Genomic DNA, 16,102 nt, shown 5'->3' with positions numbered 1-16,102 from the left:
ATCAGGTCAGTTCGCGAACTGCTCGAGGATCTCGCCGTAGCGGGTGATCTCGTCCTCTGCTGTGTCGGCGCTCCAGTCCGACAAGCCGACCAGGTCGAACATGACCGCGGCCGCCTCGTCCGAGGAATCCGCGTACTCGTCGAGCAGCGTCGTCAGCTCGGCCGCCAGGTCATCGGGGAGCGTGCTGGAGGCTGCGACGCCGCCGTTCGGAATCATCTCGGTGTAGGCGAAGGCCACGGCCTTGTCCGCGATGTCCGGCATCTCCTCGGCGACCGTCGTGCGGGCATCCCAGTAGGCGAAGCCGACCTCGGCGTCGCCGTTCGCGACGGCGAGCACGGCGTTGTTGTTCCCCTCCACGGGGATCTGGTCGATGTCGGCGTCGGTGTCGATGCCGAGTTCGCGCATCGCGACAACGGGGTACTGGTACCCGGCGGGGCTCGTCGCCGCCTGCAGCGCGACCTCGGCGCCGGAGGCGTTGGCCAGAGCCTCGACGCCCATCGGTCCCTGCCCCATCGCCGACGCTCCTGCTTCCTCGAGGCCGTTGCAGTAGGACAGCTCGATGCCGCTGGCGTCGTAGCTCGCCATGACGGGCTCGTCCTCACAGTAGGTGTCGGGATCGTTCGTGTAGGCCACAGCCGCATATGACGTCGCGCCGAAGCGCACGTCGCGCAGGATCAGCTCCGCGTCGTACTGCTGCGTGGCGTTGTAGAGCGAGCCCGCGTCGGTGATGATGACCTGCGCCTGGTCGGCGCCGAGTGCCTCGACCGTTGCGGCGTAGTTGTTGGCGACGACACCGTTCACCTCGATGTCGAGGTTGTCCGAGAGGTACCCGGTGAGCGGGTCGAGCGCCTGGGCGAGGTCCTCGCCCTCGACGGAGGGCACCAGCGAGATCGTGATGGATTCCGGCCATTCGCCGTCTGCGGGCTCGTCAGCGGCCGCACATCCGGCCAGTGTGATGGCGAGGGCCGCGACGGCGCCCGACGCGATGAGGGTCTTGCGCATGGGAGAGGTCACCTTTCTCAGGAGCGAACCGTGTCGGGCGACACGGGGGTCGACGCGGCGGCGCTGCGCGCCCACGCGATGATCTGGGGAGCGAGCTCTGCGAGCGTCACAGCGCGCATCGTGACGGATGCACCGGATGCGGCCGCCGTCGCGCCCACGAGCGCCGTGTCGGCGCCGAGAGCGGCGGCTGGAGCGAGGTCGTTCTCGACCATGTCGCCGATCGACAGCACAGGGCCGTGTGCGATGAACTCCTCGATGACGGGAACGAGACCGTCCGGCTTGCCGAGGTCGTAGCGCAGCTCGTCGAACCGCTCACGCACGCCCCACACCTCGAGCACGCGCTCCACGCCGAGCTCCGGAGCGTTGGTCGCCAGGACCACCCTCGTCGAGTCGGGGAGCTGCACGAGCAGCTCGGGAAGGCCGGGAGCGACGTCCACCTGAGCACGATCCGTGCCGAGCAGGGCGCGGCTCGACGCGTATGCCCCCTGCGCCGCAGCGGCGTCGACGCCTGCCTCAGCCGCGATACGGGCGACGACGTCGTAGCCGTCGCGATAGCCGCGCTCCTCGCCCCGCTCGAACGCCTCGAGCGTCTCGAGGACTCTGTCGAGGAACCCCTCCCCCGCGTGCGGTGCGATCTCTTCCGCGTAGGCGACGACGGGGCCGGTTCCGACCGCGACGGTGCCGTCGAAGTCGAAGACGAGAGTCGATGTCACAGAGTTCCCTTTCTTTGTGAACGCTTCGTCCACGATAGGCGCAACTCGTGAACGCTTTGGTCACGAAGAGATGAACATCGTGTGGCCAGCGGGAGTACCGACCGCGTGCGGCCACGGGCGCGAGCGCGTTCCCGCGCTCAGTGCGGGGAGACCGCGTTCCAGCGCAGTCGCGGCGACTCCGCGCGCACGCCCGTCGCGAACGCCGCGGCGTCCTCGACGGGGAACGTGGTCACCAGTGAGCCGGCCACGGCGTATGCCAGGACGCCCGACGCAGTCACGACTGCGCGCGTCGGAACGCCGGCGACGGACTGGTCGATGACTTCGGCATCATCCGGAGGGCCCGTCACCAGCGGCAGCGCCGCCGCAGTCACCCTTTCCAACGGGGTCTCAGCGGCGGTGTCCCGCAGCAGGAAGGCGTCCTCCGCCATGCCGAGGCGCGCGGCGAGCACCCCGTCGGTCCAGCGGTCCCGCTTGTACCCGTAGGGAGTGACGACCTCGGAGAAGAAATAGCCGTAGACGTGCACGAGGCCCGCATTGCCGACGGGGAACGCCGCGTCGATCCGTGCCTCGGCGTGCAGCAGGTCGAACAGTTCCCGCTCGATGACCGCTGCGCCGACGTTCTCGTCGACGACCGTCGAGCGGCCCCACGCGGACAGGCGCCCGTCAGCGGCGTCGCGGCTGATGCAGCGCAGAGCCACGCCGAGCAGGGATTCGATCGCCATGCGTCCATGCTATTTCTGCTTCGCGGGGAGCTCCGGATGCTCCATGCCCGTAACACCCGAGCGCACCGGCGGCAAACACGGCAGAATGGGCGCGATGGACTGGCAGATCTCCGAAGACACCGTGCCGAGCGAGCTCGTCACGGAGCAGGACGCTCGGTCGATGGTGGGCCGCCCGCCCGCGACCGGCGCGTGGCGCGACGGCGATCCTGTGGGAGAGCGCCAGTTCGCGTCGTTCGGAGGACTCCGGCTCGAGGGCGGCGAGGCTCTGCCCGGTTTCCGGATCGCCTACGAGACGTGGGGCGAGCCGAACGAACGCGCAGACAATGCGGTGCTCATCCTGCACGCCCTCACGGGCGACGGCCACGTGGCGGGCGACGCTGGCCCGGGGCACCCGACCGCGGGGTGGTGGAACGACATCCTCGGGCCTGGCAAGGCGATCGACACCGACAGGTGGTTCGTCATCGCCCCGTACATGCTCGGCGGATGCCAGGGCTCGACGGGGCCGGCGAGCGTGCATCAGGACGGCGATCCGTGGGCCTCCAGGTTCCCCTACGTCACGGTGCGCGACCAGGTCGAGGCACAGCAGCGGCTGGCCGATCACCTGGGCGTCGAGGTGTGGGCCGCCGTGATCGGCGGGTCGATGGGAGGCATGCAGGCGCTCGAGTGGGGCGCGAGCCTGCCGGAGCGCGTCGAGCGCCTCGCAGTGCTCTCTGCTCCGCCGTCGAACACGGCCGACCAGATCGCACTGAACTCGGTGCAGCTGCAGGCCATCGAGATGGATCCGCGCTTCCGCGGCGGCGAATACTACGACGCCCCTGACGGCGAGGGCCCGCACCGGGGGCTCGCCCTGGCACGGCGCATGGCGCTGCTGAACTACCGCAGCCCGACCGAGCTCAACCAGCGCTTCCAGCGCTCGTGGCAGTCGAGCGTGAGCCCGCTGGGCCACGGCGGGCGGTTCGCGGTGGAGAGCTACCTCGACTTTCACGGCAACAAGTTCACCCGCCGCTTCGACGCGAACAGCTACGGGCGGCTCGTGCAGGCGATGGACTCGCACGACGTCGGCCGCGACCGCGGCGGCGTCGAGAGCGCACTCGCGCAGGTGACGGCCAGGACCCTCGTGCTCGGCGTCGACAGCGACCGACTCTTCCCGATCAGCGGGCAGCATCGGATCGCCCGCGGCATCCGGAACACGCTCGACGGCGACGAAGCCGTCGTGCTCGCGAGCGACTTCGGCCACGACGGCTTCCTGATCGAGACGACCGACGTCGCCCACCATCTGCGCCGGCTGCTGGAGGGGTAGGGTCACGCCCTGGTGCGGATGTCGGTGACCGCTGGCAGGATGGCACCATGCCGGAGATGCCCGAGGTACAGGGGCTCGTCGACTTCCTCGACAGCTCTCTCACCGGGCTGCGCTTCACACGCGTCACGATGGCGTCGTTCGCCGCGCTGCGCACCTTCGACCCGGCGATCGGCGACCTGCAGGGCGCCGAGGTGACGCAGGTGCTGCGGCACGGCAAGTTCGTCGACATCGCCACGGATGAGATCCGCCTCGTCTTCCACCTCGCCAAGGCAGGGTGGCTGCGCTGGCACGACGCGCTGCCGTCGACGGCGCTGAAGCCGGGCCGGAGCCCCATCGCGCTGCGCGTCGGCTTCGACGACGGCAGCGGCTTCGATCTCACCGAGGCGGGAACCAGGAAGGCACTCGCCGTCTACGCCGTGCGCGCGCCGTCCGACGTTCCGGGCATCGCCAGGCTCGGCCCAGATCCGCTCTCCGACGATTTCACGCTCGACGCGCTCGCGGAGCTGCTGGCCGGCAGGCGCACCCAGATCAAGGGGCTCCTGCGCGACCAGTCCACGATCGCGGGCATCGGCAACGCCTACTCCGACGAGATCCTGCACGTGGCGAGGATGTCACCCTATGCGCCGGCCGCGTCGCTGTCAGAAGACGACGTCTCTCGCCTGTACGACGCGATCCGAGAGACGCTGCGCGACGCCGTCTCCGCAGCATCCGGCCGCCCGCCCGCCGATCTCAAAGACGCCAAGCGCCGCGGCATGCGCGTGCACGGCCGCCGCGGCGAAGCGTGCCCAGAGTGCGGCGACTCGGTGCGCAGCGTGTTCTTCGCCGATCGATCGTTGGAGTACTGCTCCACCTGCCAGACGGGCGGCAAGGTGCTCGCCGACCGCCGGCTGTCACGCCTGCTGAAGTAAAGCGGTCACGACGCGAAGCGCTGGTGCGCGAACGCGAAGACCTGCATCGTCTCATCTTCGGTGAGCCCCTCGATGCCCGGCAGCATCAGGCACGGCACCCGGAAACGCAGATACGGCCGCGGCCCGACGCGCATCTGCCACCATCCCTGCTGCCGACCGACGAGCTCACTGCCCTGTTCCGTGAGCGGCATCACGGCGCACACACCCCCGATGTCGTTCTTCACCCGGATCCGACGGCGCTCGGGCGGTGCCACCCAGCCCCACGGGATCGGACCGATGCCGCGCACGACGATTCCTGTCCGGTCGATGACGACCGGCTCGCGTTCCGCGCGCAGCCGGTCGTTCCACAGGCGCGTGGTGATCGAGACGGCACCTCCGGCGATGACGCCGCACACGATCAGGAAGCCGCCGATCAGGATCAGCAGCGCCCATGCCCCCGTCTCGCGCAGTGCGATTCCGACGGCGAGAGCGAAGACGCCGAGGCCCGCAGCGCCGAATGAGACAGCGACCGTCGCGCGACGAAGCCGCAGCCAGCGCGCCACGGGGTCGGCCATGCGGCCCGCCGCGCTCACGCCTCCGTGTGCGCGGATGTGCTCCATGACGCTATCGAGCTGAGCCAGATCGGCACCCGACCCGTCCCGCGGCGCCGATTCCCCCGTCGGCGCTGCCCGGTGCTCCATCTCAGCCCAGTTCGTCGACGGCTCGTTCCAGCCGCTCGACCTTGCTGTCGATCTCACCCGAGCGGCCGGGCCGGATGTCGGCTTTCAGCACGAGGGAGATGCGCGAGCCGAACGGTTCGACGGCCTCCGTGGCGCGCTTGACGACGTCCATCACGGTGTCCCAGTCGGGTCCTTCGATCTCCGTGAACATGCTGCTCGTGCGGTTCTCCAGCCCGGATTCGCGCACCACCTTCACGGCTGCGGCGACCGCGTCGTGCACGGAGCCGTCCTCCCTGCCTGTGCCTGACGGTGCGATGGAGAATGCGACGAGCATGCCCCGAGCCTACTCACAGCCGGGCGATGGCCTCCACATCGTCGCCGAATTCGCGCACCGTCTCCTCCGACACGGTCGCCCTGGTCGCCCGCAGCGCGGTCAGATAGTCCTGCGTGACCATCGGGCTGTCGCCTCCCCCGTTCACGGCGCGGGCGAGCGCCTCCTGCGAGGCGCGCCGGGCGGCGTACTCGATGTCCGCAGGTGTGAGTCCGTCGCTCGCGGCCACGAGCGCGTCGAAGTCGAGGCCGTCGGCGACGTGCCTCGGCACGTACCGCCGCCAGATCGCCCGCCTGGCCGCGCCATCCGGGAGTCCGATCGGGATGACGTAGTCGAACCTGCCGTGCCGCAGGAAGGCCGCGTCGAGGGCGCGCACGAAGTTCGTCGCGCAGACGAGCAGCCGCCCCTCGCGCTCACGGAACTCGGCGACCAGTTTGAGCAGTTCGTTCGTCACGCCCTGCATCGGCGACGGCGGCTCTCCCCCACGGCGGGCGGCGATCTCCTCGACTTCGTCGATGAACACGACCGCATGCTCCAGCTCCCCGATCGTCCGGAACGTCTCGCGCAGCGCCGCGGCCAGGCCGCCGGGCTCGCCGGACAGGCGCGAGGGGAACAGCTCGACGAACGGCCAGTCCAGCCGCGAGGCGACGGCCTTGGCGAACGTCGTCTTGCCGGTGCCCGGCGGACCGAACAGCATCACAGCCCTCGGCGGCACCACACCGTACTCATCCGCGAGATCGGGGCGGGACAGCGGCAGCACGAGACGCTCCTGCAGCATGTCCTTCTCCCGCTGCATGCCGCTGACGGCGTCCCAGAGGTGACGAGGCAGGATCCGGCCGCCGACGTCCTTGAGCAGGTCGAGCTCCCTGCGCTGCACCGGCATCTGCCGCTCGAGGTAGCGCAGCTGCGTGCGGGCCTCGAAGCCGTTCGCCGTGAGACCGTCGAGGCTTCCCGCGCGCTCCGGCACGAGGATCGACAGCTTGCCGAGACCGAGCGGAGCCATCCGGCGCTCGAGCGCATCGAGCAGCCCCGCCTCGACCCTGTCGTCACGCTCGTGCTCCGTCACGCCGAAGAACACGATCCATCCCTGCGCGTGCGCGGCCCGACCGACCGCCGCCCCGACGATCTCGTCTTCACGGACGGCGACGACGGCGTGATCGCGCTGGCATGAGGCGATCACCTCGCTGAGCGCGTAGACGGGCGACTCCTCGCGCGCCGCTTCTTCCCACAGACGCACGATCGCGTCGAGGTCGTCGTCATGGAACTCGCGTATTCGAGTACGGCTCATCTCTGCCTCCTGGCGGCTCGGCTGCTCCGGATGGAGCGGATCGGGTGCCGGCAGGGGTGGTGCCGTTCGCGGGCCCCGGATCGGGGGCGTGCTCCGAGCGTAGTCGGCTGGGCCGACGCCCTGACCTGCGCCGACCGGCGAAACAACCGCGTTTCTTCTGATTCGGAGCAATTCACGCGCCGACCAGCTCGCGAAGGGGGCGCGGGCTCAGGACTGCGGTAGGGCGAGCGCGTGAGTGTGAGCGCCGGGGAGGTGGGTGGCGACGTCGAGCGCGGTGATGGGATGCCCGGATGGGGCGGCAGGCCCTGCGGCGGACGACGCGCCAGGTGCGAGCTGGCCCGCAGCGATGCGGCCTGCGATGCCGTGCAGCCAAGCCGCCGTCGCCGCGATCGGACCGAGCTCCTCGACGTCGAGCACCGCTGGGTCCCGTGCTGCGCCCTCTTCCTCTTCAGTGGGTGCTTCCCGCTCCGGATCCGCTGCCCGTCTGCGCCTGGCCGCCGCGCCGGCCAGCAGAGCGCCCGTCGCGCCCGCCAGCACGTCGCCCGTTCCTGCCGTCGCCAACCACGGCGTTCCCGCCCGCACCACGGTCCACCACCCGCCGGGCGTCGCGACGATCGTCTCCGCGCCCTTCAGCAGCACCACGCCGCCGAGCGCGACCGCCGTCTCGCGCACCACGAGCAGCCGCTCAGCGAACCCCGCCTTCAGTCGGCGGCCGAGCGGGTCGCCGTCGATGTCGTCGATCCCCAGCCCCAGCGGAATCCTCACCTCGGCCAGCTCCGCCTCGTGCGGCGTCACGATCACGGGTCCGCGCACGTCCGTGACGAGGTCGAGCGCACCCGCGTCGAGCACGGTCGGCACGGCGGAGCGCAGCAGCGCCCGGAACGCCCCGGTGACGCGCTCGTCGCGGTTCCGGCCGGCGACCCCCGAGCCGATCACGGCGGCGTCGATCCGGCCCATCCGGTTCACCACGGTCTCCGGCCGACGCTGCAGCACGAGCTGCGCGACGGCGGGGTCGCCCTGCCACGCCACCATGCCGACGCCTGCGCGCCACGCGCCCTCGACGGAGAGCACGGCAGCGCCGGGGTACGGACGCGATCCGGTGCGCAGCGACACCACGCCTCGGGAATACTTGTGGTCGCCCATCGTTGGCAGATGGAGGGTGCTCGCGACATCCGCGGCGCCCCACTCGGTGCGGTCAGCGCCGTTCGCGGCGAATCCGGCTGGCATGCCGCCAGACTACGCCCGCCGCCGACACCGCACGCCGGGCCAGAGGAAAGGCAGTCATGTCCCAGTTGTTCTCCCCGATCTCGCTGCGCGAGCAGACGTTCCGCAACCGCCTCTGGGTGTCCCCGATGTGCCAGTACAGCGCCATCGACGGCGTCGTGAACGACTGGCACCACGTGCACCTCGCTCAGTTCGCCTCGGGCGGCGCCGGCCTCGTGATCGCGGAGGCCTCGGCCGTCGTGCCCGAGGGACGCATCTCGCCGCGCGATGCCGGCATCTGGAACGACGCGCAGCGCGACGCGTGGCGGCCGATCGTGGAGTCGATCCATGCACGCGGTTCGAAGGCGGCCATCCAGCTCGCCCATGCCGGGCGCAAGGCGTCGACGTGGTGGCCGTTCGCCGAGCAGGCGACCGCGGGGCGAGGGTCGGTGGCGCCGGATGAGGGCGGCTGGGTCTCAGAGGCGCCGTCGCCGATCGCCTACGTCGGGTTCGCAGCCCCGGATGAGCTCAACCGCGAGCGCATCGACGAGATCGCTGCGGCCTTCGCCGCCGCCGCCCATCGCGCGGTCGAGGCCGGTTTCGACGCCGTCGAGCTGCACGCGGCGCACGGCTATCTGCTGCACGAATTCCTCTCGCCGCTGTCGAACGAGCGCACCGACGAGTACGGCGGATCGCTCGAGAACCGCGCGCGCCTCGTGCTGCGCGTGATCGAAGAGGTGCGCGCCGAGGTCGGAGAAGCATACCCGATCCTGGTGCGCTTCTCGGCAACCGACTCCGCGCCGGGCGGGCTCGCGGTCGACGACGTCGCGCAGGTCGCCGCCTGGGCGCTCGACGCGGGAGCGGATTTCTTCGATGTCTCGTCGAGCGGGCTGGTGGCGCACCAGCAGATCGACGCGCACCCCGGCTACCAGGTGCCGTTCGCCGCGCGCGTGCGCGAGGTGACGGGAGCGGCCACCGGAGCGGTCGGCATCATCACCACGGGCACCCAGGCGGAAGAGGTCATCGCCTCCGGCTCCGCCGACGTCGTGCTCGCCGCCCGCGAGTGGCTCCGCGACCCCCACTTCGCCCTCCGCGCAGCCGCCGAGCTCGGCGAGGCCCCTGAGCACCTCTGGCCCGCCCAGTACCTCAGGGCCCATCGCGCAGCCTGAGTCAGGTCAGCCGCCAGCCGCGTGCACCGGCGGGTGGCGTCGTGGACTTCGCCGACGAGCTCCTCGATCACGTCCTCCAGGAACAGCACGCCGGTGGTCTCGCCCTGCGCGTTGCGCACACGGGCGAGGTGACGGCCGGTGCGGCGCATCACCGCGAGGGCGTCCTCGAGGTCGGTCGTCTCCTGCACCGGCACCATGTGGTGGATGCGCTTGGCTGGCACCGGTGCGTCCGCGTGCTCGTTCTCGCGGCCACCCTCCGCAGCGCGGAGCACGTCCTTGAGGTGCACGTACCCGCGGGGAACGCCGTCGCCGTTGACGATGACGTACCGGGAGTATCCGTGCTTCGACACAGCGCGCTCGATCGCGGCAGGAGTCGTCGTCTCCGGCAGAGTGACGAGTTTGTCCAGCGGCACCGCGATGTCGCCCGCGTCCTTGTCGGTGAACTCCACCACAGCCGACACCGTGCCGGATGCATCCTGCAGCACGCCCTCGCGCCGCGACTCGTCGACGATCGTCGCCACCTCGTCGAGCGTGAACGTCGAGTTCGCCTCGGACTTCGGTTCGATGCGGAACAGCCGCAGTGCGCCGTTGGCGATGCCGTTGAGCACCCAGATCACCGGATGGAAGACCTTCGAGACCCACACCAGCGGCGGCGCAAGGATCAGCACGGTCCGATCCGGCACGGAGAAGGCGATGTTCTTCGCGACCATCTCGCCGAACACGACGTGCAGATACGTCACGATCAGCAGCGCGATCACGAAGCCCACGGTTCCGACCGCGGCATCCGGCATTCCCGTCAGCCCCAGCGGCACCTCGAGCAGGTGGTGGATCGACGGTTCGGAGACGTTCAGGATCAGCAGCGAGCAGATCGTGATGCCCAGCTGCGAGGTCGCCAGCATCAGCGTGGCGTGCTCCATGGCGTACAGCGCTGTCTTCGCCGCTCGGTTGCCCTTCTCTGCGCGCGGCTCGATCTGCGAACGACGCGCCGAGATGACGGCGAACTCGGCGCCGACGAAGAAGGCGTTCCCGATCAGCAGAACGAACAGCCAGACGATTCCCGCCCAATCGCTCACGACGGATCACCTCCATCGGCCGGCTCCCGGACGGGCTGGGGAGTGAACCTCACCCTGTCGACGCGGCGACCGTCCATCCGTTCGACCGTCAGGCGGCCGCGTTCGGTGCGCACCGTGTCGCCGACGCGCGGCACCCGCTCGAGCGCGCTCATGATGAACCCTCCGACTGTGTCATAGTCCTCGCTCGACGGCACGGCGACGCCCGCCCTGTCGAACAGCTCGTCGGGCCGCAGCTCGGCGGGGAAGGTCAGTGACCCGCTGTGGCTGACCACGCCGGCCAGGCGCCTGTCGTGCTCGTCCGACACCTCGCCGACGATCTCCTCGACGAGATCCTCCAGCGTGACCACACCGGCCGTTCCGCCGTACTCGTCGACGACGATCGCCATCTGGTAGCCGCGCGAGCGCAGCTCGGCGATCAGCTGATCGAGCCTGACGGTCTCCGGCACGCGCAGCGGCTCCGATCCCAGCGCACCGGCCGGCACCTCGGATCGCTTCCCGCGCGGCACGCCGATCGCGGCCTTGAGGTGCACGATGCTGGAGATGTCGTCGAGCGATTCGCCGTACAGCGGGAACCGGCTGTGGCCAGTGCGCACGGCGAGATCGATCACATCCTGTGCCGAATCGTCTGCGGCCAGGGCGTGCATGCGCGGGCGCGGCGTCATCACGTCCGACGCGCTCAGACGGGCGAAGGTGAGACTGCGGTCGAGCAGCGTCGCCGTGTCCTCCTCGAGCATGCCCGCCATGGCGGAGCGGCGCACGAGGCTGGAGAGCTCCTCCGCCGAGCGCGCGCCGGAGAGCTCCTCCTGCGGTTCGATGCCGATCGCACGCAGCACCGCATTGGCGCTGCCGTTCAGCAGCGAGACGATCGGTCGGAAGACCGCACTGAAGGCCAGCTGGAACGGTGCGACGATCTTCGCGGTGACCAGCGGGACGGCGAGCGCCATGTTCTTCGGAACGAGCTCGCCGATGATCATCGACAGGATCGTGGCCATCGTCATCGCGACCACTGTGGCGATCGGCGCCGCCACCTCACCCGGCACGCCCAGCAGATCGAACAGCGGCGCGAGCATCCGTGAGAAGGCCGGCTCGAGCGTGTATCCGGTCAGCAGTGTCGTCAGCGTGATGCCGAGCTGCGCGCTGGACAGATGCGTCGATGTTCTGCGCAGCGCCCGGATGGTCAGGCCCAGTCGCGACTCGCCTCGCGCCTGCCGCGCCTCCAGTTCGGCGCGGTCGAGATTCACCAGTGCGAACTCGCTGCCGACGAACAGGCCGGTTCCTACGGTCAGAAGAAGCCCCACCCCGATCAGGATCCAATCGGTCACGCCGGATCACCCCCTGACGGGGTGTGCGTGGGATCGGAGGGGCGGGGCGCAGTACTCGGAGGGTCGTCCATCGTGTCATCAACTATAGCGGCACGACCTCGGAAGCGTCTGCCTGTCACCGCGGAGCGCTCGACGAAGTGGGCTAGGCTGGAAAACCGGAAGCGCGACGAAACTGCGCAGGCTTATCAGTGATGAAAGTGGGCGATCCAGCCGTGACGAGCCAGGGGACGGGCGAGGGGGAGTTCGGAGCCAACCAGTGGCTCGTTGACGAGCTCTACCAGCAGTACCGGGTAGACAAGAACGCCGTCGACAAGGAATGGTGGCCGATTCTCGAGGCCTACCAGCCCCCGGCGGCCGCAGGCGGGAACGCCACGGACGCCGCCGCTCCGCAGGCGCAGGATCAGGCGGTGCGATCGGCGGCCACCACATCGAGTCCGCCGACCGCACCGATCCCCGTGATCGGGCACAAGCCTGTCGCGAAGACGACGAACAAGCCGGCAGCGGCGACGCCCATCCCCTCTGAGGCGCCGCGCAAGAAGGCGGAGACCGAGACGGTCGAAGACGGTGAAGACACCGTCACCGCGCTGAAGGGCATGACGAAGGCGCTCGCTCGCAACATGGACGAGTCACTGACCGTCCCGACCGCGACGAGCGTGCGCACGATCCCGGCGAAGCTGATGATCGACAACCGCATCGTCATCAACAACCACATGGCTCGCAGCCGCGGCGGCAAGGTCAGCTTCACCCACGTCATCGGGTGGGCGCTGATCCAGGCGCTGAAGGCGTTCCCCAGCCAGAACGTGTTCTACGCCGAGATCGACGGCAAGCCCAGCGTCGTCGCGCCTGCACACATCAACCTGGGCATCGCGATCGACCTGCCCAAGCCAGACGGCACGCGCGCTCTGATGGTGCCGAGCATCAAGAAGGCCGAGACGCTCTCGTTCAACGAGTACCTCGAGGCGTATGAGGATCTGGTCAGCCGTGCGCGCGGCAACAAGCTCGGTGCATCGGACTTCGCGAACACCACCGTTTCGCTGACGAACCCCGGCGGCATCGGCACCGTGCACTCCGTGCCGCGCCTGATGAAGGGCCAGGGCTGCATCATCGGCGCCGGCGCCCTGGACTACCCGGCGGAGTTCGCCGGTTCGAACCCGCGCACCCTGAACGAGTTGGCGATCGGCAAGACGATCACGCTGACCAGCACCTACGACCACCGTGTGATCCAGGGCGCGGGCTCGGGCGAGTTCCTCAAGATCGTGCACGAGCTGCTGACAGGCAAGAACGGATTCTACGAGGACATCTTCGCGGCGCTGCGCATCCCGTACGCACCGATCCGGTGGAACGCCGATGTCTCGGTCGACCTCTCGCAGCGCGTCGACAAGACCTCGCGCGTGCAGGAGCTGATCAACGCCTACCGCGTTCGCGGCCACCTGATGGCCGACGTCGACCCGCTGGCGTACGTGCAGCGGGAGCACCACGACCTCGAGATCGAGTCGCACGGTCTCAGCTTCTGGGATCTCGAGCGCGAGTTCATCACGAACGGCTTCACCGGCAAGCGCCAGGCGAAGTTGCGCGACATCCTCGGCGTGCTGCGCGATTCGTACTGCCGCACGATCGGCTACGAGTACATGCACATCTCCGACTACGAGCAGCGCGAGTGGTTCCAGGAGAAGGTCGAGCGCGGCTACGAGAAGGCCGACCACAACGACCAGCTGCGCATCCTCAGCAAGCTGAACGAGGCCGAGGCGTTCGAGACCTTCCTGCAGACGAAGTACGTCGGCCAGAAGCGGTTCTCGCTCGAAGGCGGCGAGTCGCTGATCCCGTTGCTCGACCGCGTGCTCGACGGTGCCGCCGAGGCCGGTCTCGACGGCGCGGCGATCGGCATGGCCCACCGCGGCCGCCTCAACGTGCTGACGAACATCGCGGGCAAGAGCTACGCCGATGTGTTCAGCGAGTTCGAAGGCGCGCTGCCAGGCAACAAGCGCGGTTCGGGTGACGTGAAGTACCACCTGGGCACCCAAGGGACGTTCCGCGCGCACAGCGGCAAGGAACTCGAACTGCACCTCGCGGCCAACCCGTCGCACCTCGAGACGGTCAACGGCGTGCTCGAGGGGATCGTGCGCGCCAAACAGGACCGCGACGCCCCGGGCTCGTTCAAGTGGCTGCCGATCCTGGTGCACGGTGATGCAGCCTTCGCCGGACAGGGCGTCGTGTTCGAGACGCTGCAGATGTCGCTGCTGCGCGGCTACCGCACCGGCGGCACGGTTCACATCATCGTGAACAACCAGGTCGGGTTCACCACCCTGCCCAACGATTCGCGCAGCTCGACATACGCGACCGACGTCGCCAAGTCGGTCCATGCCCCCGTGCTGCACGTGAACGGCGACGACCCGGAAGCCGTCGTGAGGGCTGCCGAGTTCGCCGTCGAGTACCGTCAGCGGTTCCACCGGGACATCGTCGTCGATCTGGTCTGCTACCGCCGTCGCGGTCACAACGAGGGCGACGACCCGGCGATGACGCAGCCGATGATGACACGCCTGATCGAGGCGAAGCGCTCGACCCGCAGCCTGTACACGGATGCGCTCATCGGTCGCGGCGACATCACCGAGGAGGAGTACGAGGAGGCCAAGGCCGACTTCCAGCGCCGCCTCGAGGTCGCCTTCGCGGAGACGCACGAGGCCGAGACCGGTTCGACGCCCGTGGTCGCGCCGCAGGTGCCGACCGCGGAGGTCGAGGGCGTTCCGGAGATCACGGGCGTTCCGGCCGCCGTGCTCGAGCAGATCGGCGACGCGCATGCGAACAAGCCTGAGGGCTTCACCGTGCATCGCAAGCTGCAGCAGCTGATCGACAAGCGCGTCGAGATGACTCGCAACGGCAAGATCGACTGGGCGTTCGGCGAACTGCTCGCATTCGGCTCGCTCCTGCTCGAGGGCACTCCGGTGCGCCTGGCCGGCCAGGACTCGCGCCGTGGCACGTTCACACAGCGCCACGCCGTCTTCCACGACCGCGCGAACGGCAAGGAATGGCTCCCGCTGAGCAACCTGTCAGAAGGGCAGGGCCGTTTCTTCGTCTACGACTCGCTGCTCAGCGAGTACGCCGCGCTCGCCTACGAGTACGGCTACTCGGTCGAGAACGAGAAAGCGCTCGTGATGTGGGAGGCGCAGTTCGGCGACTTCGTCAACGGCGCGCAGTCGGTGATCGACGAGTACGTCTCGGCGGCCGAGCAGAAGTGGGGGCAGCACTCCAGCGTCGTGCTGGCACTCCCCCACGGCTACGAGGGACAGGGCCCCGACCACTCGTCGGCGCGTATCGAGCGATTCCTGCAGCTGTGCGCGCAGGACAACATGACCGTCGCTCGGCCGTCGACGCCTGCGTCGTACTTCCACCTGCTGCGCCGTCAGGCCTACGCCCGCCCGCGCCGCCCCCTCGTGGTGTTCACCCCGAAGGCGATGCTGCGCCTGCGGGATGCGACCAGCGGCGTCGCCGATTTCACACAGGGCGCCTTCCAGCCCGTGATCGACGACGACCGCAGCGCCGACAAGGCGGCGGTGAAGAAGGTTCTGATGCACTCGGGCAAGATCCACTGGGATCTGCGCGCCGAACTCGACAAGAACCCGAACCCGGAGATCGCTCTGGTCAGGCTCGAGCAGCTCTACCCGGCGCCGAAGCAGGAGCTCAAGGCCGTGCTGCAGCAGTACCCGAACGCCGAGCTGGTGTGGGTGCAGGACGAGCCGGAGAACCAGGGCGCGTGGCCGTACATCGCACTCGCCCTCAGCCGCCACCTCGGCACCACCGGCGGCGTGAGCGTCGTCTCCCGCGCTGCGGCTGCATCTCCTGCGACCGGATCGTCCAAGGTGCACGCCGTCGAGCACGCAGAGCTGCTCAGCCGCGCACTGGCCTGATCAGCAGCACAGAAGAACGGCGGCCCCGGATGGAGACATCCGGGGCCGCCGTTTCGTCGTCACGGCGTCTGACTACATCTGCGGGCTGACGGCGGTGACCACGACGGTTTCCACACCGCCAGGAGAACACTCCTGAAGCTCGGCGGAGGCATCCCCCCAGGGGATCTCCTCCTGCCCACCGCCGTACTGCACCTCACCGCCGATGGTTTCCGAATCATAGCCGGGGATCTCCAGGACTCCGTCCCCGTCCGTGCTCGACCCCGCAGGGACGACGAGGATGCGATCGTCGATCGTGACGCAGTTCTGCTCGTTCACGCCGAGCGTTCCGCTCACGATCGACTCGAATCCAGCACCGTTCGTGTTCTCGTTGATCACGAGCGTGACCTCGGGCTCAACCGCTGCATCCTCTGAAGGATTTTCTGCCGGCGCGGTCTCGGCGGCGCATGACGCGAGCGCGACAGCGCCTGCCGCGATCAGTGCGTACCGAAAGAGCTTGTTCATCGGGATTCC

Annotated in this window: 13 protein-coding genes and 1 pseudogene; 4 read left to right on the top strand and 10 right to left on the bottom strand. The window is 69.2% G+C overall.

All coding sequences use genetic code 11. The features are described from left to right. Positions 1–6: 6 nt before the first annotated feature. From CIK77_RS15880 to CIK77_RS15865, 3 genes are all read right to left on the bottom strand, one after another. Positions 7–1,002 carry a PhnD/SsuA/transferrin family substrate-binding protein gene (locus tag CIK77_RS15880; RefSeq protein ID WP_087054017.1) on the bottom strand — a complete coding sequence of 332 codons (996 nt, stop codon included), beginning with the start codon at positions 1,000–1,002 and terminating at the stop codon, positions 7–9. 17 nt (positions 1,003–1,019) lie between these two features. Then, positions 1,020–1,715 (bottom strand): HAD family hydrolase, encoded by a 696-nt coding sequence (locus CIK77_RS17770; protein WP_087054018.1) that lies wholly within the window; start codon positions 1,713–1,715, stop codon positions 1,020–1,022. Between the two features lie 137 nt (positions 1,716–1,852). Then, the gene (locus CIK77_RS15865) at positions 1,853–2,437 is read right to left on the bottom strand and encodes a hypothetical protein (RefSeq protein WP_087053891.1); all 585 of its coding nucleotides are present in this window, start codon (positions 2,435–2,437) and stop codon (positions 1,853–1,855) included. A 94-nt stretch (positions 2,438–2,531) separates the two neighbouring features. Here CIK77_RS15865 and metX point away from each other — a divergent pair, with 94 nt between their 5' ends. Together metX and CIK77_RS15855 are read left to right on the top strand one after the other, a co-directional pair. After that, positions 2,532–3,737: a homoserine O-acetyltransferase MetX gene (metX, locus tag CIK77_RS15860; protein WP_087053892.1), complete on the top strand. Its 1,206-nt coding sequence runs from the start codon at positions 2,532–2,534 to the stop codon at positions 3,735–3,737. A gap of 47 nt (positions 3,738–3,784) precedes the next feature. Continuing rightward, on the top strand, positions 3,785–4,645 hold the full coding sequence (locus tag CIK77_RS15855) for an Fpg/Nei family DNA glycosylase (RefSeq protein ID WP_087053893.1): 861 nt from the start codon (positions 3,785–3,787) through the stop codon (positions 4,643–4,645). A gap of 5 nt (positions 4,646–4,650) precedes the next feature. Here CIK77_RS15855 and CIK77_RS15850 read toward each other — a convergent pair whose 3' ends face one another. From CIK77_RS15850 to CIK77_RS15835, 4 genes are all read right to left on the bottom strand, one after another. Further along, entirely contained in the window at positions 4,651–5,244 is a 594-nt protein-coding gene (locus CIK77_RS15850) for a hypothetical protein (RefSeq protein ID WP_140403488.1), read from the bottom strand. A gap of 82 nt (positions 5,245–5,326) precedes the next feature. Beyond that, positions 5,327–5,638 (bottom strand): thiamine-binding protein, encoded by a 312-nt coding sequence (locus CIK77_RS15845; protein ID WP_087053895.1) that lies wholly within the window; start codon positions 5,636–5,638, stop codon positions 5,327–5,329. A gap of 13 nt (positions 5,639–5,651) precedes the next feature. Beyond that, positions 5,652–6,923, bottom strand: a complete 1,272-nt coding sequence (locus CIK77_RS15840; protein WP_087053896.1) for an ATP-binding protein — start codon at positions 6,921–6,923, stop codon at positions 5,652–5,654. A gap of 207 nt (positions 6,924–7,130) precedes the next feature. Further along, positions 7,131–8,150: an ADP-dependent NAD(P)H-hydrate dehydratase gene (locus CIK77_RS15835; protein ID WP_087053897.1), complete on the bottom strand. Its 1,020-nt coding sequence runs from the start codon at positions 8,148–8,150 to the stop codon at positions 7,131–7,133. A gap of 56 nt (positions 8,151–8,206) precedes the next feature. Between CIK77_RS15835 and CIK77_RS15830 the strand changes: the two genes are divergently transcribed. Further along, positions 8,207–9,295: an NADH:flavin oxidoreductase/NADH oxidase gene (locus CIK77_RS15830; RefSeq protein WP_087053898.1), complete on the top strand. Its 1,089-nt coding sequence runs from the start codon at positions 8,207–8,209 to the stop codon at positions 9,293–9,295. Between the two features lie 26 nt (positions 9,296–9,321). Here the strand turns inward: CIK77_RS15830 and CIK77_RS15825 are convergent. Beyond that, a pseudogene (locus CIK77_RS15825) lies at positions 9,322–10,368 on the bottom strand (hemolysin family protein); the annotation flags it as partial. Continuing rightward, entirely contained in the window at positions 10,365–11,690 is a 1,326-nt protein-coding gene (locus CIK77_RS15820; protein ID WP_170934038.1) for a hemolysin family protein, read from the bottom strand. The pseudogene CIK77_RS15825 and the gene CIK77_RS15820, both read right to left, overlap by 4 nt. Positions 11,691–11,881: 191 nt before the next feature. On the opposite strand from CIK77_RS15820, the gene CIK77_RS15815 reads away from it, so the two are divergent. Beyond that, on the top strand, positions 11,882–15,592 hold the full coding sequence (locus CIK77_RS15815) for a multifunctional oxoglutarate decarboxylase/oxoglutarate dehydrogenase thiamine pyrophosphate-binding subunit/dihydrolipoyllysine-residue succinyltransferase subunit (RefSeq protein WP_087053900.1): 3,711 nt from the start codon (positions 11,882–11,884) through the stop codon (positions 15,590–15,592). A 72-nt stretch (positions 15,593–15,664) separates the two neighbouring features. Here CIK77_RS15815 and CIK77_RS15810 read toward each other — a convergent pair whose 3' ends face one another. Beyond that, complete coding sequence (locus CIK77_RS15810) at positions 15,665–16,093, bottom strand: hypothetical protein (RefSeq protein WP_087053901.1); 429 nt, start codon at positions 16,091–16,093, stop codon at positions 15,665–15,667. Positions 16,094–16,102: the final 9 nt, after the last annotated feature.

The sequence above is a fragment of the Microbacterium sp. JB110 genome (genome assembly GCF_003335195.1).
In the GTDB taxonomy this organism is placed as follows: Bacteria; Actinomycetota; Actinomycetes; order Actinomycetales; family Microbacteriaceae; genus Microbacterium.
This window is presented reverse-complemented; position numbering and strand designations above follow the sequence as displayed.

Excerpts from the sequence above, each read along its gene's own strand:
- CIK77_RS15840 (WP_087053896.1), bottom strand. The coding sequence starts at position 6,923 with ATGAGCCGTACTCGAATACGCGAGTTCCATGACGACGACCTCGACGCG.
- CIK77_RS15845 (WP_087053895.1), bottom strand. The coding sequence starts at position 5,638 with ATGCTCGTCGCATTCTCCATCGCACCGTCAGGCACAGGCAGGGAGGAC.
- CIK77_RS15810 (WP_087053901.1), bottom strand. The coding sequence starts at position 16,093 with ATGAACAAGCTCTTTCGGTACGCACTGATCGCGGCAGGCGCTGTCGCG.
- CIK77_RS15830 (WP_087053898.1), top strand. The coding sequence starts at position 8,207 with ATGTCCCAGTTGTTCTCCCCGATCTCGCTGCGCGAGCAGACGTTCCGC.
- CIK77_RS15855 (WP_087053893.1), top strand. The coding sequence starts at position 3,785 with ATGCCGGAGATGCCCGAGGTACAGGGGCTCGTCGACTTCCTCGACAGC.
- metX (WP_087053892.1), top strand. The coding sequence starts at position 2,532 with ATGGACTGGCAGATCTCCGAAGACACCGTGCCGAGCGAGCTCGTCACG.
- CIK77_RS15850 (WP_140403488.1), bottom strand. The coding sequence starts at position 5,244 with ATGGAGCACATCCGCGCACACGGAGGCGTGAGCGCGGCGGGCCGCATG.
- CIK77_RS15815 (WP_087053900.1), top strand. The coding sequence starts at position 11,882 with ATGAAAGTGGGCGATCCAGCCGTGACGAGCCAGGGGACGGGCGAGGGG.
- CIK77_RS15835 (WP_087053897.1), bottom strand. The coding sequence starts at position 8,150 with ATGCCAGCCGGATTCGCCGCGAACGGCGCTGACCGCACCGAGTGGGGC.
- CIK77_RS15865 (WP_087053891.1), bottom strand. The coding sequence starts at position 2,437 with ATGGCGATCGAATCCCTGCTCGGCGTGGCTCTGCGCTGCATCAGCCGC.
- CIK77_RS15880 (WP_087054017.1), bottom strand. The coding sequence starts at position 1,002 with ATGCGCAAGACCCTCATCGCGTCGGGCGCCGTCGCGGCCCTCGCCATC.